The sequence below is a fragment of the Chryseobacterium piperi genome, from assembly GCF_002285635.2.
In the GTDB taxonomy this organism is placed as follows: domain Bacteria; phylum Bacteroidota; class Bacteroidia; order Flavobacteriales; family Weeksellaceae; genus Chryseobacterium; species Chryseobacterium piperi.
Genome location: NZ_CP023049.2, coordinates 4376368 through 4395606, shown reverse-complemented (window position 1 = coordinate 4395606; position 19239 = coordinate 4376368). Strand labels below are relative to the sequence as shown.

At 35.7% G+C, this 19239-nt stretch carries 15 protein-coding genes; 9 read left to right on the top strand and 6 right to left on the bottom strand.

Translation table 11 applies throughout. The features are described from left to right. Positions 1–12 precede the first annotated feature (12 nt). The 7 genes from CJF12_RS19270 (at position 13) to CJF12_RS19245 (ending at position 10508) form a co-directional block, all read left to right on the top strand. Positions 13–522 (top strand): hypothetical protein, encoded by a 510-nt coding sequence (locus CJF12_RS19270; RefSeq protein ID WP_131329554.1) that lies wholly within the window; start codon positions 13–15, stop codon positions 520–522. Between the two features lie 579 nt (positions 523–1101). Continuing rightward, on the top strand, positions 1102–3039 hold the full coding sequence (locus CJF12_RS19265; protein WP_034685727.1) for a hypothetical protein: 1938 nt from the start codon (positions 1102–1104) through the stop codon (positions 3037–3039). Positions 3040–3243: 204 nt separating this feature from the next. After that, complete coding sequence (gene ppk1 / locus CJF12_RS19260) at positions 3244–5316, top strand: polyphosphate kinase 1 (RefSeq protein WP_034685729.1); 2073 nt, start codon at positions 3244–3246, stop codon at positions 5314–5316. After that, the gene (locus CJF12_RS19255) at positions 5313–6197 is read left to right on the top strand and encodes a Ppx/GppA phosphatase family protein (protein WP_034685731.1); all 885 of its coding nucleotides are present in this window, start codon (positions 5313–5315) and stop codon (positions 6195–6197) included. Before ppk1 ends, CJF12_RS19255 begins: the two co-directional genes overlap by 4 nt. Before the next feature lie 297 nt (positions 6198–6494). Further along, entirely contained in the window at positions 6495–7154 is a 660-nt protein-coding gene (locus CJF12_RS19250; RefSeq protein ID WP_034685733.1) for an NAD-dependent epimerase/dehydratase family protein, read from the top strand. A 5-nt stretch (positions 7155–7159) separates the two neighbouring features. After that, positions 7160–7303 carry a hypothetical protein gene (locus CJF12_RS19995; RefSeq protein ID WP_157759875.1) on the top strand — a complete coding sequence of 48 codons (144 nt, stop codon included), beginning with the start codon at positions 7160–7162 and terminating at the stop codon, positions 7301–7303. A gap of 169 nt (positions 7304–7472) precedes the next feature. Continuing rightward, on the top strand, positions 7473–10508 hold the full coding sequence (locus CJF12_RS19245) for a choice-of-anchor I family protein (protein ID WP_034685735.1): 3036 nt from the start codon (positions 7473–7475) through the stop codon (positions 10506–10508). Positions 10509–10568: 60 nt separating this feature from the next. Here CJF12_RS19245 and CJF12_RS19240 read toward each other — a convergent pair whose 3' ends face one another. The 4 genes from CJF12_RS19240 to CJF12_RS19225 form a co-directional block, all read right to left on the bottom strand. After that, entirely contained in the window at positions 10569–11183 is a 615-nt protein-coding gene (locus CJF12_RS19240) for a response regulator transcription factor (RefSeq protein WP_034685736.1), read from the bottom strand. Between the two features lie 5 nt (positions 11184–11188). Then, positions 11189–11434, bottom strand: a complete 246-nt coding sequence (locus CJF12_RS19235; protein ID WP_034685739.1) for a hypothetical protein — start codon at positions 11432–11434, stop codon at positions 11189–11191. 388 nt (positions 11435–11822) lie between these two features. Next, the gene (locus tag CJF12_RS19230; RefSeq protein ID WP_051887327.1) at positions 11823–12071 is read right to left on the bottom strand and encodes a NifU family protein; all 249 of its coding nucleotides are present in this window, start codon (positions 12069–12071) and stop codon (positions 11823–11825) included. 46 nt (positions 12072–12117) lie between these two features. Next, positions 12118–13227: an Mrp/NBP35 family ATP-binding protein gene (locus CJF12_RS19225; RefSeq protein WP_034685741.1), complete on the bottom strand. Its 1110-nt coding sequence runs from the start codon at positions 13225–13227 to the stop codon at positions 12118–12120. A gap of 135 nt (positions 13228–13362) precedes the next feature. On the opposite strand from CJF12_RS19225, the gene CJF12_RS19220 reads away from it, so the two are divergent. Together CJF12_RS19220 and CJF12_RS19215 are read left to right on the top strand one after the other, a co-directional pair. Then, positions 13363–13824, top strand: coding sequence for a hypothetical protein (locus CJF12_RS19220; protein ID WP_034685744.1), 462 nt, complete (start codon positions 13363–13365; stop codon positions 13822–13824). Positions 13825–13933: 109 nt separating this feature from the next. Then, positions 13934–16735, top strand: a complete 2802-nt coding sequence (locus CJF12_RS19215; protein ID WP_034685747.1) for a GH92 family glycosyl hydrolase — start codon at positions 13934–13936, stop codon at positions 16733–16735. 117 nt (positions 16736–16852) lie between these two features. Here CJF12_RS19215 and CJF12_RS19210 read toward each other — a convergent pair whose 3' ends face one another. Beyond that, the gene (locus tag CJF12_RS19210) at positions 16853–17710 is read right to left on the bottom strand and encodes a hypothetical protein (RefSeq protein WP_051887328.1); all 858 of its coding nucleotides are present in this window, start codon (positions 17708–17710) and stop codon (positions 16853–16855) included. Positions 17711–17988: 278 nt separating this feature from the next. Next, the gene (locus CJF12_RS19205; RefSeq protein ID WP_034685751.1) at positions 17989–19239 is read right to left on the bottom strand and encodes a dicarboxylate/amino acid:cation symporter; all 1251 of its coding nucleotides are present in this window, start codon (positions 19237–19239) and stop codon (positions 17989–17991) included.

Here is a 19239-nt window from a genome sequence, read left to right as displayed (position 1 = left end):
AAAAACAAAAAAATGAGAAAAATATTTTTAACAGGCATCATGTCAATAAGCATCTTCGGTACCATACAAGCTCAAGTTGGCATTGATAAAAACAATAATTTAGGAAAAAGCGCTTTACTTGAATTTGGACCACAGGCCCGAGGCATACGATTATCTCCAATAGAAAATGTAGGTAATATGAGCAACGCTATTGCTGGCACCATAATATTTGATGGAAAAAGTGGAAGCTTTCTCTATAAAGACAGCACAGGTTGGAGCACCCCAAAATCTGGTGGAGCAACAGGAGGTCACATTACAACCTCTGATAACAATAGCAAAGGAGTCATTATAGGAGACGTTAAATCTTCCGCTCCCGGCATCCTTATATTAGGAAAAGACAGTGGAGAAACCAAGGCTTTGGTTTTACCTAATGTAGGCAGCCCAGAGTTCAAGATGCTCAACCCTCCCGCAGGATTAATAGTGTATGATTCCGATGCCAACCTTGTCAAAGTATGGAATGGCAATACATGGACTAATTTTTAATACATCAAATAAATGATTATAATTTGTGATGGTCTGATTGTCCATCACAAATTATTTATACTAAATTACTCGATCTATGAATTTTACATTAATAAATGATAAGTAATAGAAAAAAAATATCATATTTTAAATAACATTTCGACATTCTTAATTGTGTAATATTCTCTGAAAAACTATTATCAGATCCAATAAAAAAATCTAACATGCCTCCACTCCTTTATACCACGCATTAAGCTCAATATACTACTCTTATTTTAATCAATAACAATTCTATATTAGCATCAAAATTAATCGTAAGTCACAAAATATTAGTATTTTTGCATAAACACAACATAATGAAAAACCCATTGATTTTTTACAAATTTCCCCATTACTTTATTCCCACATTATTATACATAACTAGATATTCAAAACAGCAATAAAAAAATTTATAATATAAAAACTTTCGTTATTTATATTTAATCTTTCATTAGAACTAGTTATATCAATTCCCAAATATGTACTATTACTATTAATAAAGTAAGAGTTTTCTCTTACCTTAAATAGGCTTATTGCATTAACAACTAAATAAACACACAAATGAAAAGAAAAATCACATTTCTCTCCATGGCTCTATGGCTTGGAGCAGTGAACGCTCAAATAGGTATGGGAACCGCAAATCCCAGAGGAGCCCTTGACATCAACAGACCTACAACGAACAAACATGGATTGGTATTGCCAACTAATGCCAGTCAGGATAGTATAAAAAATCCAATGGGAGGAAGTGTTGCCATAGGAACTATGATCTTTGACTCTACAGCTGATTGTGTCAAAGTATTTAAATCAACGGGCTGGTCTAATTGTCTTTGTGATAGTTGTGATGGTACCACTGTTATTCCATTAACTACATTAGATTGCGCCAACGGAGCATTAACAGGAACATATACCCAAGGTACAGCCAGTAATGGAACGAAGGTTATTAACTATACTGGAGGAAATGGACAGGCTTATGGAGCCATAAGCATTGCATCTACAGGTGTAACCGGACTTACAGCTTCAGCACCTGCAGGAACATTTGCCAATGGAAATGGAAGTATTACATTGAATATTACCGGCACACCCAACACATCGGGTACCGCCAGCTTTACTGTTAATCTTGGTGGCAAATCTTGTACTTTTACGGTAACCGTAGGAAACAATGGCCCTGTTGTAGCAACCTTAGATTGTTCTAGGGGAACATTAACAGGAACATATACCGAAGGTACAGCAAGCAATGGCACTAAAGTAGTTAATTATACAGGAGGAAACGGAAGGCCTTACGGAGCTGTAAGTATCGCTTCAACAGGTGTGACAGGCCTTACTGCAACAGCTCCGGCCGGAACCCTTGCTAATGGTAATGGTAGTATTACATTGAATATTACCGGTACACCCAACACATTGGGTACCGCCAGCTTTACCGTTAATCTTGGTGGCAAATCTTGTACTTTTACGGTAACCGTAGGAAACAATCGCCCTATTGTAGCAACCTTAGATTGTTCTAGGGGAGCATTAACAGGAACATATACCGTAGGTACAACAAGCAATGGTACTAAAGTAGTTAATTATACAGGAGGAAACGGAAGGCCTTACGGAGCTATAAATATCGCTTCAACAGGTGTGACAGGCCTTACTGCAACAGCTCCAGCCGGAACCCTTGCTAATGGTAATGGTAGTATTACATTCAATATTACCGGCACACCCAACACATCGGGCACCGCTAGCTTTACTGTTAATCTTGGTGGGCAGAGCTGTACTTTCGACATTATGGTACAGGCTAAAACTGCCAGAAGAATGACAATACTTTCTATCACACCAGATGCTTGGAGATCAAATTTATCTACAGATTCTTATACCAGTACAGCCAGATCAAAACTTAATAACACGGCTAACTTTGGCCCTTCAGGATCGGTAAAAGTACAAGGTTTCAACTATACAACCATCGACGTAAGAAACAGTAGTGATCAGGCTTTCCGTAATGCTATAGATAATGCAGATATTATATGGGTGGGGTATATTACAAATAGAAATTTCCCTCAATCTAAAAGAAATATTCTAGCTCAAAAGATAGCCGAAAAGAAAAAATTCTTTTACCTTGGTGCTGATGGTGGCTCTGGATTTTTTCCATTCTCAAGCTTTGCAGGATACTCCTTTCAAAGTACTCCAAACAATAGAAATGCCAGGATATCCGCTACCAATATAGGCCCTACAAATGGCGTTTTTGGAAATATCCCATCAGGATCTACAATTATATTTAATCGTTATATAGGCGCAATCTCATCTCCTTCTTCTGCATCACGTTTTATGGATACCGATGGAGGAAGACCTACTGGTATTATTAATGATAATCTTATTATTATTGGAGATATTAACTGGTATATCAACAGAAGTTCGCCAGACGGTTTTTACGGAGGAAACAGCAGCTGCACCCAAAATAATAATTCAAAACTATTCTGTAATATATTCCAGAAAGCCATAGAATATGTGCTGTCTAAAGAATAAATAATTATTTTACAGATCACTGTTTTGAATATTAAAATAAGAAGGTTGTCATTTGCTGACAGCCTTCTTTTCTATATAAGATATCCCAATACTAACCTACAAAGGTTTCAAAACCCATCTATTATTTATTAATTAAACTTTAACCTAATTTATAGATATTAGATATTTATTAATCATTATTTTTGATAAATTTTACGCACAAATATGTCAGTACATTTTAATCCAAGGGATATTACATGGTTAGCTTTTAATGAAAGGGTTTTACAGGAAGCCATGGACGAAAAGGTACCCTTACATTTAAGAATACGTTTTCTGGGAATCTTCTCTAATAATCTTGATGAATTTTTCAGAGTACGTGTAGCCGGATTAAAGCGTGCCATGGATTTTAAGGAAAAAGTAATTGCCGAATCTTTTTACCAACCCCCGTCCAAAATCTTACAGCGTATCAATGAAATTGTCATCAGACAGCAGCAAAACTTTGACAAAACCTGGAAAAAAATTCAGGGGGAAATGGCAGAACATAAGGTTTCCATAAAAACCTCAAAAAACTTAACGGCAGTACAAAAAGAATTCGTAAGAAAATATTTTGACGAAGTAGTCGAATCTAATGTCATTCCTATTTTGCTTCACGAAAATACCTCAATGCCTTATTTAAGAGACAAAAGTCTTTATCTGGGGGTTGCCATGAGAAAAAAGGACTGGCAGTATCAGAGTAACTATGCTATTATAGAAATTCCTTCAAGATTTGTTGGCCGGTTTGTTCTTTTACCTACAGAAGATCCACAGGAAAAAAACGTGATGCTGTTGGAGGATGTCATTACTTTTAATTTGCCTCACATCTTCTCTTATTTCGGATATGACGAATTTGCAGCGAACGCTTTTAAAGTAACGAAAGATGCTGAAATGGACTTGGATAATGATATCAGAACCAATTTCGCTGAAAAAATAGAAAAAGGGCTTAAAAACCGTAGAAAAGGAAAACCTACACGATTTGTCTTTGATAAAGATATGGACAAGGCGCTATTGGAATTACTTATCCGAAAGTTGAATCTGACCAAAAAAGACAGCATTATTCCGGGAGGAAAAATACATAACTTCAAACATTTTATGGATTTTCCGGATGTTTTTGAGACCTATACCAGACCAGCGGAAAGAACTTCTTTCACCCATCAGGCTTTTGAACATGGAGAAAGAATAACTGATGTTATTCTGAAGAATGATGTTTTACTTACCTTTCCTTATCATAAATACAATCCTGTCATTGATCTTCTTCGTGAAGCAGCAATGGATCCCGATGTAAAATCAATACAGATTACGGCTTATCGTCTGGCGAGCAGCTCAAAAATAATCAATGCCCTTATTTATGCCGCCAGAAATGGCAAAGAAGTAACGGTAATGCTTGAGCTTCAGGCAAGATTTGATGAAGAATCCAACTTGGAATGGAAGGAAATGCTGGAACCGGAAGGAATTACTGTTTTAGTAGGAATTCCGGATAAAAAAGTTCATGCCAAGCTTTGTGTGATTAAGAAGAGGGCTCATAATAAAACTATTCAATATGGTTTTGTGAGTACAGGTAACTTTAATGAAAAAACAGCAAGAATTTATGGTGACCACCTTTTAATGACGGCAGATCGCGGCATTATGGCTGACATCAATAAAGTATTTAATGTTTTGAAAAAGCCTAAAGAGGATTATATCTCTGTTCTCAAAACCTGCAAAAGTCTCTTAGTCTGTCCTCAATTTATGCGTGAAAAAATTGTTCACCATATTGACAAAGAAATAGAGGAAGCGAAAGCAGGAAGAAAAGCTGAAATTATTGTCAAGGCCAATTCTGTGAGTGACCGTGCTTTAATTACAAAACTATATGATGCTGCACAAGCCGGAGTCGTCATAAAAATGATTGTAAGAGGAATTTACTGTGCGGTGAATCAAAAAGATTTCAAAGAAAAAATAAAAGCCATAAGTATTGTTGATGAATATCTGGAACATGCAAGAGTAATGTATTTTTATAATAAAGGTTCAGAAGATCTGTATATTTCTTCTGCAGACTGGATGACCAGAAATCTTGATTACAGGATTGAAGCAGCAGCTAAAATTACCGACAAGGAATTAAAAAAAGAGCTGAAAGATATTCTTGATATACAATTGAAGGATAATGTAAAAGCCAGAATCCTGGATAAAAAACTGAGCAACGAATATGTAAGAAATGACAAACAGGAATGCCGTTCTCAAATTGAAACGTATAAATATTTAAAAGCCAAAACAACTACCAAATGAAAATTGCAGCAATAGATATAGGAAGTAATGCAGCAAGACTTTTAATCAATGAAGTAAAAATCAACAATAAACAGCCGGAATTCATTAAGCTCAATCTTTTAAGAATCCCTTTAAGGCTGGGAATGGATGTATTCACCCTGGGTGAAATTGGGAAAGAAAGAGAAAAAATGGTCATTGATTCCATGAAAATTTTCAGCGACTTAATGAAAATCTATAAAGTAGATCATTATAGAGCTTGTGCCACCAGTGCCATGCGAGATGCTAAAAACGGCCAGGACATCATCAAGCAGGTGAAAGAAACTTCCGGGATTAATATTGAAATTATTTCCGGGGATGAAGAAGCTACCCTGATCTATGAAAATCACGTAGCAGAAGGACTGGATAAAGAATTCGCCTATCTCTACATAGACGTAGGTGGTGGTTCTACAGAGCTTACTTTTTACGAGAATGATAAAATGGTATATGAAAAGTCATTCAATATCGGAACTATCCGGCTTTTGAATAATCTTGTGACTCCAGACAATTGGTATGAAATGAAGCAGGAGGTTAAAAAAAATATCATCAGTAAAAAACCGATTGTTGCTATTGGATCAGGAGGGAATATCAATAAAGTTTTCTCAATGAGTAAAACAAAAGATGGTAAACCTATGACACTCTCCCATCTTAAAAAAGTGCACAAAGAGTTCCATGAGTTAAGTGTAGATGAAAGAATGACCAAACACAACCTGAGAGAAGACAGAGCAGATGTTTTGGTTCATGCGTTGAAAATTTTCAATAATGTAATGGACTGGTCTGATATCAACAGAATTTTTGTTCCCAAAATATCTGTTGCTGATGGTTTAATCCACAATATTTACAGCCAGCTTCAGGAACAGAAATAACTCATATAAAGAATAATCCATACGATACAACCAGCTATTAACACAGCTGGTTTTTTATTTCACTTTAAACATTCAGACAGACCAACACAGAATCTATTTATTAAAATGAACTTAAATTAACATTATTTTTAAACAATTCATTTTCCTAAAAAAGAAGCGCTATATCGACAAATATTGATACATTATCCTTTATGTTAAGATAAAAACCAACCCAATTATTTAAAATATTTTAAAAAGTTAATTTTTTTTAAAGTAATTTTAAGTGCCGAATCGTTATAAAAGTATAACTTGGAAAACATGAGCTTAAACCCAATCAAAATAATCATCACAGGAGTTACAGGAATGGTAGGAGAAGGTGTTCTATTGGAATGTCTTGAAAATCCTAATGTCTCTGAAGTTCTCAGTGTAAGCAGAAAACCATCAGGAAGAATCCACCCTCGTTTAAAAGAGTATATTGTTTCAGACTTTCTCAAGCTTAATAAAGATGATGAAAACCTCAAGGGTTATGACGCTTGTTTTTTCTGCGCAGGAATCAGCAGTGTGGGAATGAAGGAAGATGATTATACGAGAATTACCTATGATACTACAATCCACTTTGCACAAGTTGTACTGAATCAGAATCCGGACATGGTTTTTACTTATGTTTCCGGAGCACAAACCGACAGTACTGAAAGCGGAAAGGTAATGTGGGCAAGAGTAAAAGGAAGGACTGAAAACGTTTTAAAAAAATTAGGATTTAAAGGGACTTATAACTTTCGTCCGGGGTTTATGAAACCTGTTGAGGGTCAGGTCCATGTCAAGTGGTTCTTCAAACCTTTTATATGGTTTTTTCCCATATTTTTACCATCCAAATCGCTCACATTACATGAAGTGGGGAAAGCAATGGTAAATGCTGTTTTGAAAGGATATCCATCCTCTGTTTTAGAAATTCGTGATATTAAAAACCTGGCAAAATGAGAGAAATGTTAAAAAGAATCGTCCTTGTCATTTTTGTACTATTGGTATTAACTGCAATTTCAGGGTTTCTGTATACCCAAAAACATCCATTAGAAAAAACGATGACAAAGAAACATTTGATTCAACAAAAGGCCGTAAAGAAATTGTAAAAAACTACTTTATCCTGTTTTCCTTAACAAGGAATTACTGATAACTATCAAACTGTAAACGAAATATGATCGAATGATGTATTACAGATTGTTAAACATTTATTAAGATTCCCGTAAAATATTTAGAAATTAGAAGGTTCATTTTTGCATAAATCTAACTCAAGTAAAAATGATCAAAAACTATTTTTTTAAAGGGTCTGTGATTGCTGCCTTTTTTCTTCATGGCAGTTTTTTCAGCCAGACACTTATCCATTATTGGAATTTTAATAATAATGCTTCTCAGACAACGATTACAACACCTACCTCTACTTTAATCAATGGCTCACTTACAGCTATTGCAGGAGGAACCAGTACAATAGATGCATCCGGAGGAACCGGACAAAACTTTAATATAGAAAATCTCAACGCAAGAAATGGAGATCCGTCAGGAACTCATCTGAGGTTTAATAATCCTATTGGAGGTGGGTTGCAATTCTCCTTGCCTACAACAGGATATCAGAATGTAGTTGTAAAATTCACTACCAGAAGGTCAGGGTCCGGAGCAGGAACACAAACCTGGTCATACTCTACAGACGGAACAACTTTTACTACGTATCAAACAGTAACTCCACAAGATGGAAATCCACAATTGATTACGTTTGATTTTTCAAATATTTCCGGCGTTTCCAACAATCCCAATTTTAAATTAAAAGTGGAGTTTTCAACAGGATCAGGAGGAAATGTAGGAAATAATCGTTTTGATAACTTTACAGTTGATGCAACGACGTCAGGGACCGTAGACACTACTCCACCTTCCATTGCCTACCTTCCCACCAATAATACAAATGATGCTTCTACAACAATCAATCCTACCATTTTATTTAATGAAAATGTGAGGTTAATAGATAATTCAGCAATCAACGATTCTAATGCACAAAATCTTGTTGAACTTCGTTTAGGGAGTTCTACAGGTACTCAAGTTCCCTTTACAACAACTTTCACCAACAATACCATTTCAGTAATTCCCGCTTCAGGCCTCACTCCTAATCAAACATATTATTTAGCCCTAAAGCCGAACTTGATAGAAGATTTTAGCGACAACGCTATTACCACAAATACTTCAAGTACTTTCACTACAGTAGGAACAACAATTTCTTTAGATAAAAACTTTATTAAAGTCAACGAAAATGCAGGCAATCTGGCTTTCAAAATTAATGTAAGCAACCCTTCAACCTCAAGTGTCAATCTAGTGGTAAAATCGGCTCCTTTCAGCACTGCTGATCACAATGATTTTACTTTCAGTAATCAAACCATTAATATAACGCCAAACAATACTACATATACCGTTAACATTCCGATTATTGATGATACCCAGCAGGAGCAGCAAGCTGAATATTTTGTATTAAGTCTTGAGAACCCAGCAGGTGCTACCATCAGTGGCGATCATTCTTCAACAGTTTACATTGTAGACAATGACAAACCGGCTCCGGTTCCTTCTAATCAAATTCAGTTGAATTATATCGGAAGCTTTGATCCTTCAGGTAACAATAATAGCTCTACAGAAATCGTCGTTCACGATCCTACGAGCCAAAAGCTGTTTACAATCAGTTCAATAACAGATGTATTTGATATCATTGATTTCAGTAATCCAACAACTCCCGTTGTTACGAAAACCGTTAATATGGCACCTTATGGAGGTATCACCAGCATTGCCGTAAAAAATGAGATTTTAGCTGTTGCTTCCCCTAATACTAATCCACAGCAAAATGGTTCAGTCATATTCTTTGATATTAATGGAAACTTTCTGAAACAGGTAACGGTAGGTGCTTTGCCCGACATGATTACATTCACTCCGGACGGAACAAAAGTAATCACAGCCAACGAAGGTGAGCCTAATGATGCTTACACCATAGATCCTGAGGGATCCATAAGCATTATTGATATTTCGGGAGGTGTTAGCAATCTTACACAAGGTCATGTTACTACTCTAGATTTCACTGGCTTTAACTCCCAGGAAGCAGCATTGCTCACAACAGGGTTAAGAAAGGTAAAAGCCACAAGTACACTCGCTCAGGATCTCGAGCTAGAATATGTTACAGTGAGTTCAGACAGCCAAAAGGCATGGGTAACTCTTCAGGAAAATAATGCAATTGCTGAGGTTAACCTTGCAACAAAAACAATTACAAGCATCTGGGGATTGGGTAAAAAAGATATGAGCCTGCCAGGAAACGGATTTGACGCTTCAGATAACAACGGAGAAATTTTAATTGCCAACTGGCCTGTAAAAGCATTTTATATTCCTGATGCCATACAAAATTACAAAATTGGGAATACCCATTATATTGTTACTGCTAATGAAGGAGATGAAAAAGATCTGCCGGGCTTTAGTGAAAGAACAACAGTAGGGGCCAACGGCTATACTTTAGATAACACCATATTCCCTAATTCATCTATATTAAAGGCTTCTCATAATCTGGGAAGATTCAGGGTAACAACTGTCAACGGAAACACTGACGGAGATTCAGAATATGAAGAGATCAATGCTCTGGGAGCCCGTTCCTTCTCCATTTTCAATGCAGATACAAAACAACTAGTATATGATAGCGGTGATCAGTTTGAGAGGTATATAGCAGCTAATCATCCTTTAATTTTCAATGCAGACAATGCGTCTAACGGAGCCAAAAACAGAAGCCGTGCAAAAGGACCTGAACCGGAAGGTGTTGCATTAGGCACAATTAACGGCCAAACCTATGCATTTATCACGCTGGAAAGAACCGGAGGGGTTATGGTATATAATATTACTGATCCAAATAATGTAACATTCACCGATTATAAAAACTCTCGCACCACTTCTGCGTACGGAGGTGATAACGGACCTGAAGGTGTTATTTATATAGCCCCTGAAAACACAACGACTGGAAAAGGGTATGTCATTGTTGCCAATGAAGTAAGTGGAACCTTATCCATGTATGAAATAGCACAATCTACTTTAGGAACAGGTGAAGTAAATACTGAGAAAGGTACGTTCAATGTATTCCCTAATCCGGTTGCAAAAGGAAATCCTTTGTACTTTAACAGAGAGCAGGGATATGAATTGTATGATATGTCAGGAAAATTAATTGGAAAAGAGAAAAAAGCTTTGACAATAGATACTTCGAGACTTTCTACAGGAGTTTATCTTATTAAAACTTCTGAAGGCTTAATCAAAAGGCTTATTGTAAAATAAAATATTGATCTATAATGATCGAAAAAGCTTCAGGAATTCCTGAAGCTTTTTTTATTCTCTTTAGTGCATATCATCATATATACGTACCAGGTCAACCACATTCTTAACCTGCAGTTTTTCAAAAATTTTCTTTTTATAGGTACTTATCGTAGACATTCTAAGGTCTAAAATATTGGAAATCTCAATATTGCCGTTTCCTTCGGCCAAAAGTTTAAATATCTGAAATTCTCTTTTAGAAAGCTTTTCTACCGTATGGGTATCTTTAGAATGAGCCAAAAGTTTACTAACCATCTTTGAAGGATAATAATATCCTTCTTCAAATATTGCCGTAATCCCTCTCAGAATTTCCAATTCCGAAGCTCCTTTATTAAGAAATCCTTCCGCCCCTTCTTCTATATATTGTATTCCGACACTTTCATCATAAATGGAAAATATCATGATTTTAAGCTGAGCTTGTTTCTTTTTAAGCTCCTTCACCATCGCTTTAAAAACACTGTCAGGCATATCAATGTCGAGAATCACCAGATCATATTGTTTTTTAGAAACTTTATCCTTTGTTTCAATATAATTTTCAGCGAAATCTATTTCACAAGGATATTGAAGTTTTGATTCCAACAGCAGTGCCGTCCCCGTTCTCACAATATAATGGTCATCTGCAATGAGTATTCTTTTCATAGTTCTTAGTTTTTAATCATAATTTCCACAAGAAATTCGCTGGACTCTTTCTTACGGAAAGCAATTCCTCTTCCGATTTTTATCATAAAATTCAATACAACATGTAGGCCGAGACCGTATTTTTCAAAAGAAATTTCTTTATTATAAAGCCTTTTTACCTTATTTTTATAATAGTTGACCTGTATTTGGGGAAATTCATAACCTGGATCGGTAATTTCGATAGTCTTGTACGTTTCTTTACACTTTTGCATTGATAATATCTTACACCTGTTTTTTAATTGTATTTAGTCGTTAAATTATATAGTTTTGTATTTATGGAGATCATGTGATCTTATAAAATCTGCTACTCCCCTTACACTATTATGAATAGTTTCATCTTCGGCCTCATTCCAAATTGAAGGGTTGCATACATCAAGATATGAAAAGAAAAAAAATAGTCGAAGGGAAGGAAACATCATATAGTGTTGTAAATAAATTTTTTACAAAAGTAACACTAATAAAACTCACAAAAACATAGAATTATTTCTATATGAATTTAATATTAATTCTAATTTTTTCACAGTTTCTAACTTAGATATAAATCACAAAAAAAGACAGGTTTCAAAAACCTGTCTTAATTATTATAATACAATTATCTTTCTACTCTACGCTTATTACCTTTGATATTTCCGGAGCGTGTTGTTTGATTGTATTTTCCACTCCCAGTTTAAGGGTTGAAAAATTCAAAGAACATCCGGAACAGTTTCCTAAAAGTTTTACATAAACCGAGCTATCTTTCACATCAATAAGCTCAATATCCCCTCCATCTTTATTCAAAAACGGACGAATACTTTCTAAAGCCTCCATTACTCTTGTTACAGTATCTTCGTGTGTTATATTTGTTTCCATATTTTTTCAGTTCAATTCGGTTTATTCAAAAATCTAATTTGAAATATTATTTTTTAGCTTTTGGTGAGCATCCGGCCATTGTTGTAATTTTTACAGCTTCTGTCGGAGGAAGATGTTTATTTCTTTCTACAAGACTTTCTACCATTTTACGTGCTGTTTCCGTATAAATTTCAGCAATTTTCGAACCTTCCTGTAATGCGGCAGGTCTTCCAACGTCTCCAGCTTCTCTTATGCTCTGGATCAGCGGAATCTCTCCCAGTACCGGAATTCCAAGGTCTTCTGCCAAATATTGTGCTCCCTGGTTTCCAAAGATATAATATTTATTATCCGGTAATTCTTCCGGTGTAAAATACGCCATATTTTCGATTAATCCAAGAACCGGAATATTAATACTTTCCATTTGGAACATCGCAATTCCTTTTCTCACATCTGCTAAAGCTACATGTTGTGGAGTACTTACAATCACGGCTCCAGTTACAGGTACTTCCTGAATAATGGATAAGTGGATATCTCCTGTTCCCGGAGGTAAGTCTATTAATAAAAAGTCTAATTCTCCCCAGGCAGCATCTCTGATCATCTGATTTAATGCCTTGGAAGCCATAGGACCTCTCCAAACTACAGCCTGATTAGCTCCGGAAAAATAACCTATCGAAAGCATCTTCACACCATAGTTCTCAACAGGCTTCATCAGATTTTTCCCGTTTACTTCTACAGAAACAGGCTTTTCACCTTCTGTATCAAACATGGTAGGAACTGACGGCCCATATATATCGGCATCCAGTAAACCTACTTTAAAGCCCATCTTAGCTAAAGTTACCGCTATATTTGCAGCAACGGTAGACTTACCTACCCCTCCTTTTCCTGAAGCGATAGCGATAATATTCTGAATTCCGGAAATTTGTTTTCCTTTGATCTGACTCTGCTGAATTTCGCTAGGTTCCGGAGAAACGATTTTAAGTTTCAAATGAACTTCTTCTCCGAATTCACTTGCAAAGGCCTGTTTCATGGCAGCTTCTAACTTTTTCTTCTCATGCATTGCCGGTGAATGAGCTGTCATATCGATATAAACATCATTCCCTACAATCTGAAGATTACTTACTAAATCATCTACTTCTATTTCTTTAAGGAAACCTTGAACCTTTTCTTTCGTCAACATAAAATTGCTATAAATTGTTTACAAATTTACGGAATTTTTCTATAATTTAGAATCAATAAAATCTATAACACAAGGTGATAAATCAGATCACTAAAATTAAGCTCTTTCAAAACCTCAATTTAATAACCTAAAATAATGAAGACATCATTAGCTGCCTATCCATCAAAATTCGCTTCTCCAGAAGGTATATTCATTGTTGGAAAAACAAGATTCAAATGGTATAATCTGGCAGAAGACTTACAGAATATTTCCCAACAGGACATCATCAATGCCAAAAAATGTATAGAAAATACTGAAGAAAAATTTCAGGATATTGATGATATAGGGTTTGTCATTATGCACAGATGTGGCCAAAATTATCTGCTTTTAGTCTGTACCTGGCGAAGTGAAAATGAATTATGGGAAAGCGTCTATTATGATGGTTCCGGTCATTTTGAGATCTGGGAGCGAAAAAATATCCATATCCCGACTTATTGTGTTTGGGAAATGGGAATTGTATATCATGAATCTCGGGCATGGAAAAAGTTTTTAGGCACAGACAGGAAAGACAAGAGCAAGCAGCATTATTTGGAGGATGTTTTTGAAGGTGAAGTGTAACTCTACACTCTGATTGTCAATGAACTGGTTAATCTAAAATGATTTTCAAAGTCCATTACAATGATTCTTATCTTTATTTTTCAATATATTCGTTACTATAAATTATTTTATGAAAAAAAGTTTAGTACTCAGTTTATTATTCATTGCTCAGATCATCTATGCTCAAAACTATGCTCAGTATGTTAATCCTTTTATAGGAACCGGAGGGCATGGCCATACGTTTCCGGGAGCTATTGTGCCTTTTGGAATGGTACAGCTTTCACCGGACACCAGAATCGACGGAAGCTGGGATGGATGCAGCGGATATCATTATTCTGATTCTGTCATTTATGGATTTTCTCATACCCACCTCAATGGTACAGGAGTTTCAGACTACGGTGACATTATGCTGATGCCAACAATGGGAAATCCGGGCTTGAATAGTAAAGACTATGCTTCAAAATTCTCTCATAAAAATGAAAAAGCTACAGCAGGATTCTATTCCGTAAAACTGGATAAAAACAACATTGATGTTCGCTTGACAACTACAAAGAGAGTCGGATATCATGAGTACACTTTCAATACGGCGGGAAATGCTAATATTATTCTGGATCTAAACCACAGGGATAAGCTTCTTGAAGGGGAGGTAAAAATCATTGATGACAAAACCATTGAAGTTTTCAGAAGAAGTGAAGCCTGGGCAACCAACCAATATATTTATGCAAGGATCGAGTTTTCAAAGCCCATGAAAGTTTCAAAAAAAGAAACTAATAGAAAACAGGAAGACCGTCTTTATACAGGAACCAGACTGGCATTGGCATTTTCAACAGCTGTAAAAAAGGGTGAAAAAATAAGTATCAAAGTGGCTCTTTCTCCGACTACCTATGAAGGAGCTGCTAAAAATATGCTGGCTGAAGGAAAATCCAATGATTTCGATTTAATCAAAAAGCAAGCTGAGAATGACTGGAATAAGGAACTTTCAAAAATCGAAGTAAAATCTGAAAACCGGGACAAGCTCGCCATTTTCTATACAGCACTTTATCATGTTTTCACACAGCCTAACATCAATATGGACGTGGATGGAAAATACAGAGGCCGAGATCATAAATTTTACACGGCAAAAGGATTTGATTACTATACCGTATTCTCACTTTGGGACACGTTCAGAGGGGCACATCCGCTAATGACTCTAATCTACAGAAAAAGAACCGCCGATTTCATCAATACCTTTATCAAACAATATGAGCAAGGAGGTAAACTCCCTGTGTGGGAACTGGCTTCTAATGAAACCGAATGTATGATTGGCTACCATTCAGTCTCTGTAATTGCAGATGCTATGGCCAAAGGAATTACAGGTTTTGATTATGAAAAAGCATTTGAAGCTTCTAAAAACTCGGCAATGTTGGACATTTTTGGGTTAAATGCATATAAACAAAATAACTACATCAGTATTGATGATGAACATGAAAGTGTTTCCAAAACCTTGGAGTATGCATATGACGACTGGTGTATCGCACAAATGGCTAAAATTTTAGGTAAAAAAGAAGATTATCAATACTTCATGAACCGTTCTCAAAACTGGAAGAATCTATACAATCCAAAAAATGGTTTTATGCAGGCCAGAAAAAACGGGAACTGGTATGAACCTTTTGATCCCAGAGAAGTTAATAACAATTACACAGAAGGTAATTCCTGGCATTATTCCTATTTTGTTCCTCAGGATATACCAGGACTTATTCAAGCACATGGAGGAAAGAAAAAATTTGAACAATTTATTGATGCTATTTTCTCTGCACCCAATGCTACGACAGGAAGAGAACAGGTAGATATTACAGGTTTAATAGGACAATATGCCCAGGGAAATGAACCTAGTCACCATATCGCTTATCTGTATAATTTTGTTGACCAACCTCAAAAGGCAGAAGAAAAAATAAAATATATACTTGACAACTTCTACAAAAATACTCCGGATGGACTGATTGGAAATGAAGACTGCGGTCAGATGAGCGCATGGTATGTTTTAAGCACAATTGGGATTTATTCTGTCACTCCCGGAAAACCAGAATGGGAAACAGTAACACCTTATTTTGATGAAATTATCATTCATTTGGAAGATGGAACAACAAGAACCATCACCAAAAACACGAGTAAAGAGGAGCTGAGAAAATTAGGGTTTGAAAACGTAAAGCCTGTAAAAGATTTCAAATATACTGAGCAAACCGCTTCTCCTCTCATTTCTGCTGACAGGCTTTTTGATTTTTCAACGAAAGTAGAAATCACCCCACTCAATGAAAAGGATAAAGTATACTATATGACGCTTGATGAGAATGATAAAAATGTACGAAAAAAATTCACAGCCTATAAAGGCCCTTTTACGATTAACAAAACTACCCAAGTGTCTGCCTATGCTGAAAGGAAAGGGGAAAAAAGTTCCATAACAACAGCAAATTTCAACAGAAGACCTAATCATTGGGATATCACCATAAACTCAACTGTAAATCCCCAATATACAGCAGGAGGAAAACTGGCCCTCATTGATGGAATCAACGGAGCTGTTAACTGGAGAAAAGGAGAATGGCAAGGCTATCAGGGACAAACTTTTGAAGCAATCATTGATTTTAAATCACCCCAACAGATTACTCAACTGACGTCTACTTATCTTCAGGACAGTAGAGCCTGGATCTTAATGCCCAAAAAAGTAGAATATTATGCTTCTATGAATGGTAAAGATTTCATTCTTCTAAAGACCATCGATAATACGATTGATTCCAAAGATGAAAAGGTGCAAATCAAAGATTTTAGTGCAGAGATTTTCCCTACTGAAGCCCGCTATATCAAAGTAAAAGCCTATCATTTCGGAAAGCTTCCTGAATGGCATCAGGGAGCCGGTGGAGATTCTTATGTTTTCATTGACGAAATTTCAGTGAGATAAATTCAATATTTGATACAAATAAAAGCCCCTCTTTCCAATGGAAAGAGGGGGTTAGTTTTTATAATTCTTTTTCTGTAGTTGAATCAAAAACGATTTACTTACAAAAGCCACTTACTTTTAATTCTTAAGAGATATTAGCTTTTGTACTTGTTTTTTCAGCTCTTCAATATCTTCAGATTGTGATTTTAAAGTTTTGTTTTCTTCCTGAAGCTCCTTAAGTTGTTCCGATTGATATTGTATTTTCTTATTTTGCTCAATCGAATAAAGAGTAAGCTCCTCTATTTTTTGTAACAATTTAATTTGAAACTCACCAACATTTACACCTTCTTTCTCCATTACTTTTGCTGAGGCAATCTCAGGAAGATGCTTTTTTTCTTTGATATGCTTTTCAATATCTTCTAATTTTGGAAGATGATAATTCTCCTCAAATACAAAATCTGCTGTTGGTGTAAGTGTTACTTTTATTTCTTTAGCTTCGAGCTTTCCTAATAGCTGAGCATTACCATTTTCTCCATTAATAGTAAATTGTTTACTCCAATCCCACGCCGTATTAGCTAAATTCCTGGGAGCGATATGTAAATTTTTACCACCACTATCAGGTGTATGAAAAATCCAGGAATTACTTCCGCCACTAATAAAGTCATTGAATCGTGCATCTCCAAAAACATCAAACTTGTATGCAGGAGTCGCTCCAATCCCAACATTCCCATTTTCAAGTATAATAAGCTTTCGATCGCTATGATCTCCTTTAGAAACAATCCATTGTGTACCCTGTAAATCCCCAAAAAACCAACCATTGTCACCATTAGCAAATTGTGTTTGAATTCCTCGGACAAATCCTCCATTATCAGTATTTCTTTTCAAAAATAATCTAGGAGAATAGCTTTCTATAGTAACAGATGGAAATGTTTGCTGTTGTGCAAAAGTAAAAGATGTCCCCAACATAAGTATGGGCAAGAATAATTTTGATTTCATTTGTATTTTATTTTAAATGTTTTCCACTTAGCCATGAAAATAAAATATTTATTGAATAGATAATCTATCTTTTATATTCTACTCCAGGCAATCATAGTGCAAAAATATATCATCAAACCAATAAGATCTAATTTACCTAGTAAATTTTAATTTTTTCTTAATCTGTCATTCTAAACCTTCATACCAATATTTAAACTAAACTCTCCTTCAATTGAAGAAGAGTTTAGTTTTTTATAGCTTGAATAATTTTGAAATATTATCTAGAATGATAAAATGATTTATACACTAGCACTAGTATCTTCCAACTGCCCTTCCCATTTAGAAACAGCAGAAGTAGCTAAAGCATTTCCTAATACGTTGGTCATACTTCTTCCCATATCACAGAAATGGTCAATTGGCAAGATTAAAGCAATTCCCTCCGGTGGAATTCCAAACATAGAACAAGTTGCTACGATAATAACCAGAGAGGCTCTTGGTACTCCCGCAATTCCTTTTGAAGTAAGCATCAAAACCAAAAGCATAGTGATTTGCTGTCCCAAAGTCATTTCTATTCCATAAATCTGAGCGATAAAGATTGAAGCAAAAGTCATATACATCATACTTCCATCCAGGTTGAATGAATATCCCAAGGGTAGAATAAATGATACCACTCTGCTGTTACAGCCAAATTTTTCCAATTCTTCTACTAACTTCGGAAAAACAGCTTCTGAACTGGTTGTTGAAAAAGCAATAAGCAAAGGCTCTTTAATTCTTCTCAATAATTCAAAAAGTCGGTTTCCTAAAATAAAATATCCAACTAACAAAAGAACTAGCCAAAGCACTCCCAGTGCAAAGAAAAAGTCTCTAAGGTAGATGGCATATACTTTAAATATCTCAAAACCATTTGTGGCAACTACCGCTGCTATAGCTCCTAATACTCCAAATGGGGCAAACCACATAATATATCCCACCATTTTTAAGATAGCATGAGCTACAATGTCAAATAATTTGATCACTGGCTGAGCATATTCTTCTCCTAAATTTGCTAAAGCAATTCCAAACATAATTGAAAATACAACAATCTGAAGTACTTCATTGGTAGCAAAAGCTTCAAACAAACTTTTAGGAATTACATGTTTTACGAAATCTTCCAGGCTAAATCCTTTACTGCTTCTCAAAAGATCTTCTGCTGAGGCAGCATCCTGGATGGGAAGTTTAGTAACATGTCCCGGCTCCAGCCAGTTAACCAGCATCAATCCAATAAAAAGGGACATTAAAGATGCAGAGATAAACCATAGCATTGCCTTGGTTCCTACCCTTCCGATCATTTTAATATCACTCATTTTAGCAATCCCTACAACCAACGTTGTAAAAACCAAAGGAGCAATGATCATTTGAACCAATCGTATAAATATGGTACCCAGTAATTTAATATTTTTAGAAAAAGGTACTGCACTTTCCGGATATTGCACATGAACAAATCCCCCAATTCCTACACCCAATATCAGCGCAATAATAATTGCAATAAACAGTTTATTTTGTCCTTTCAT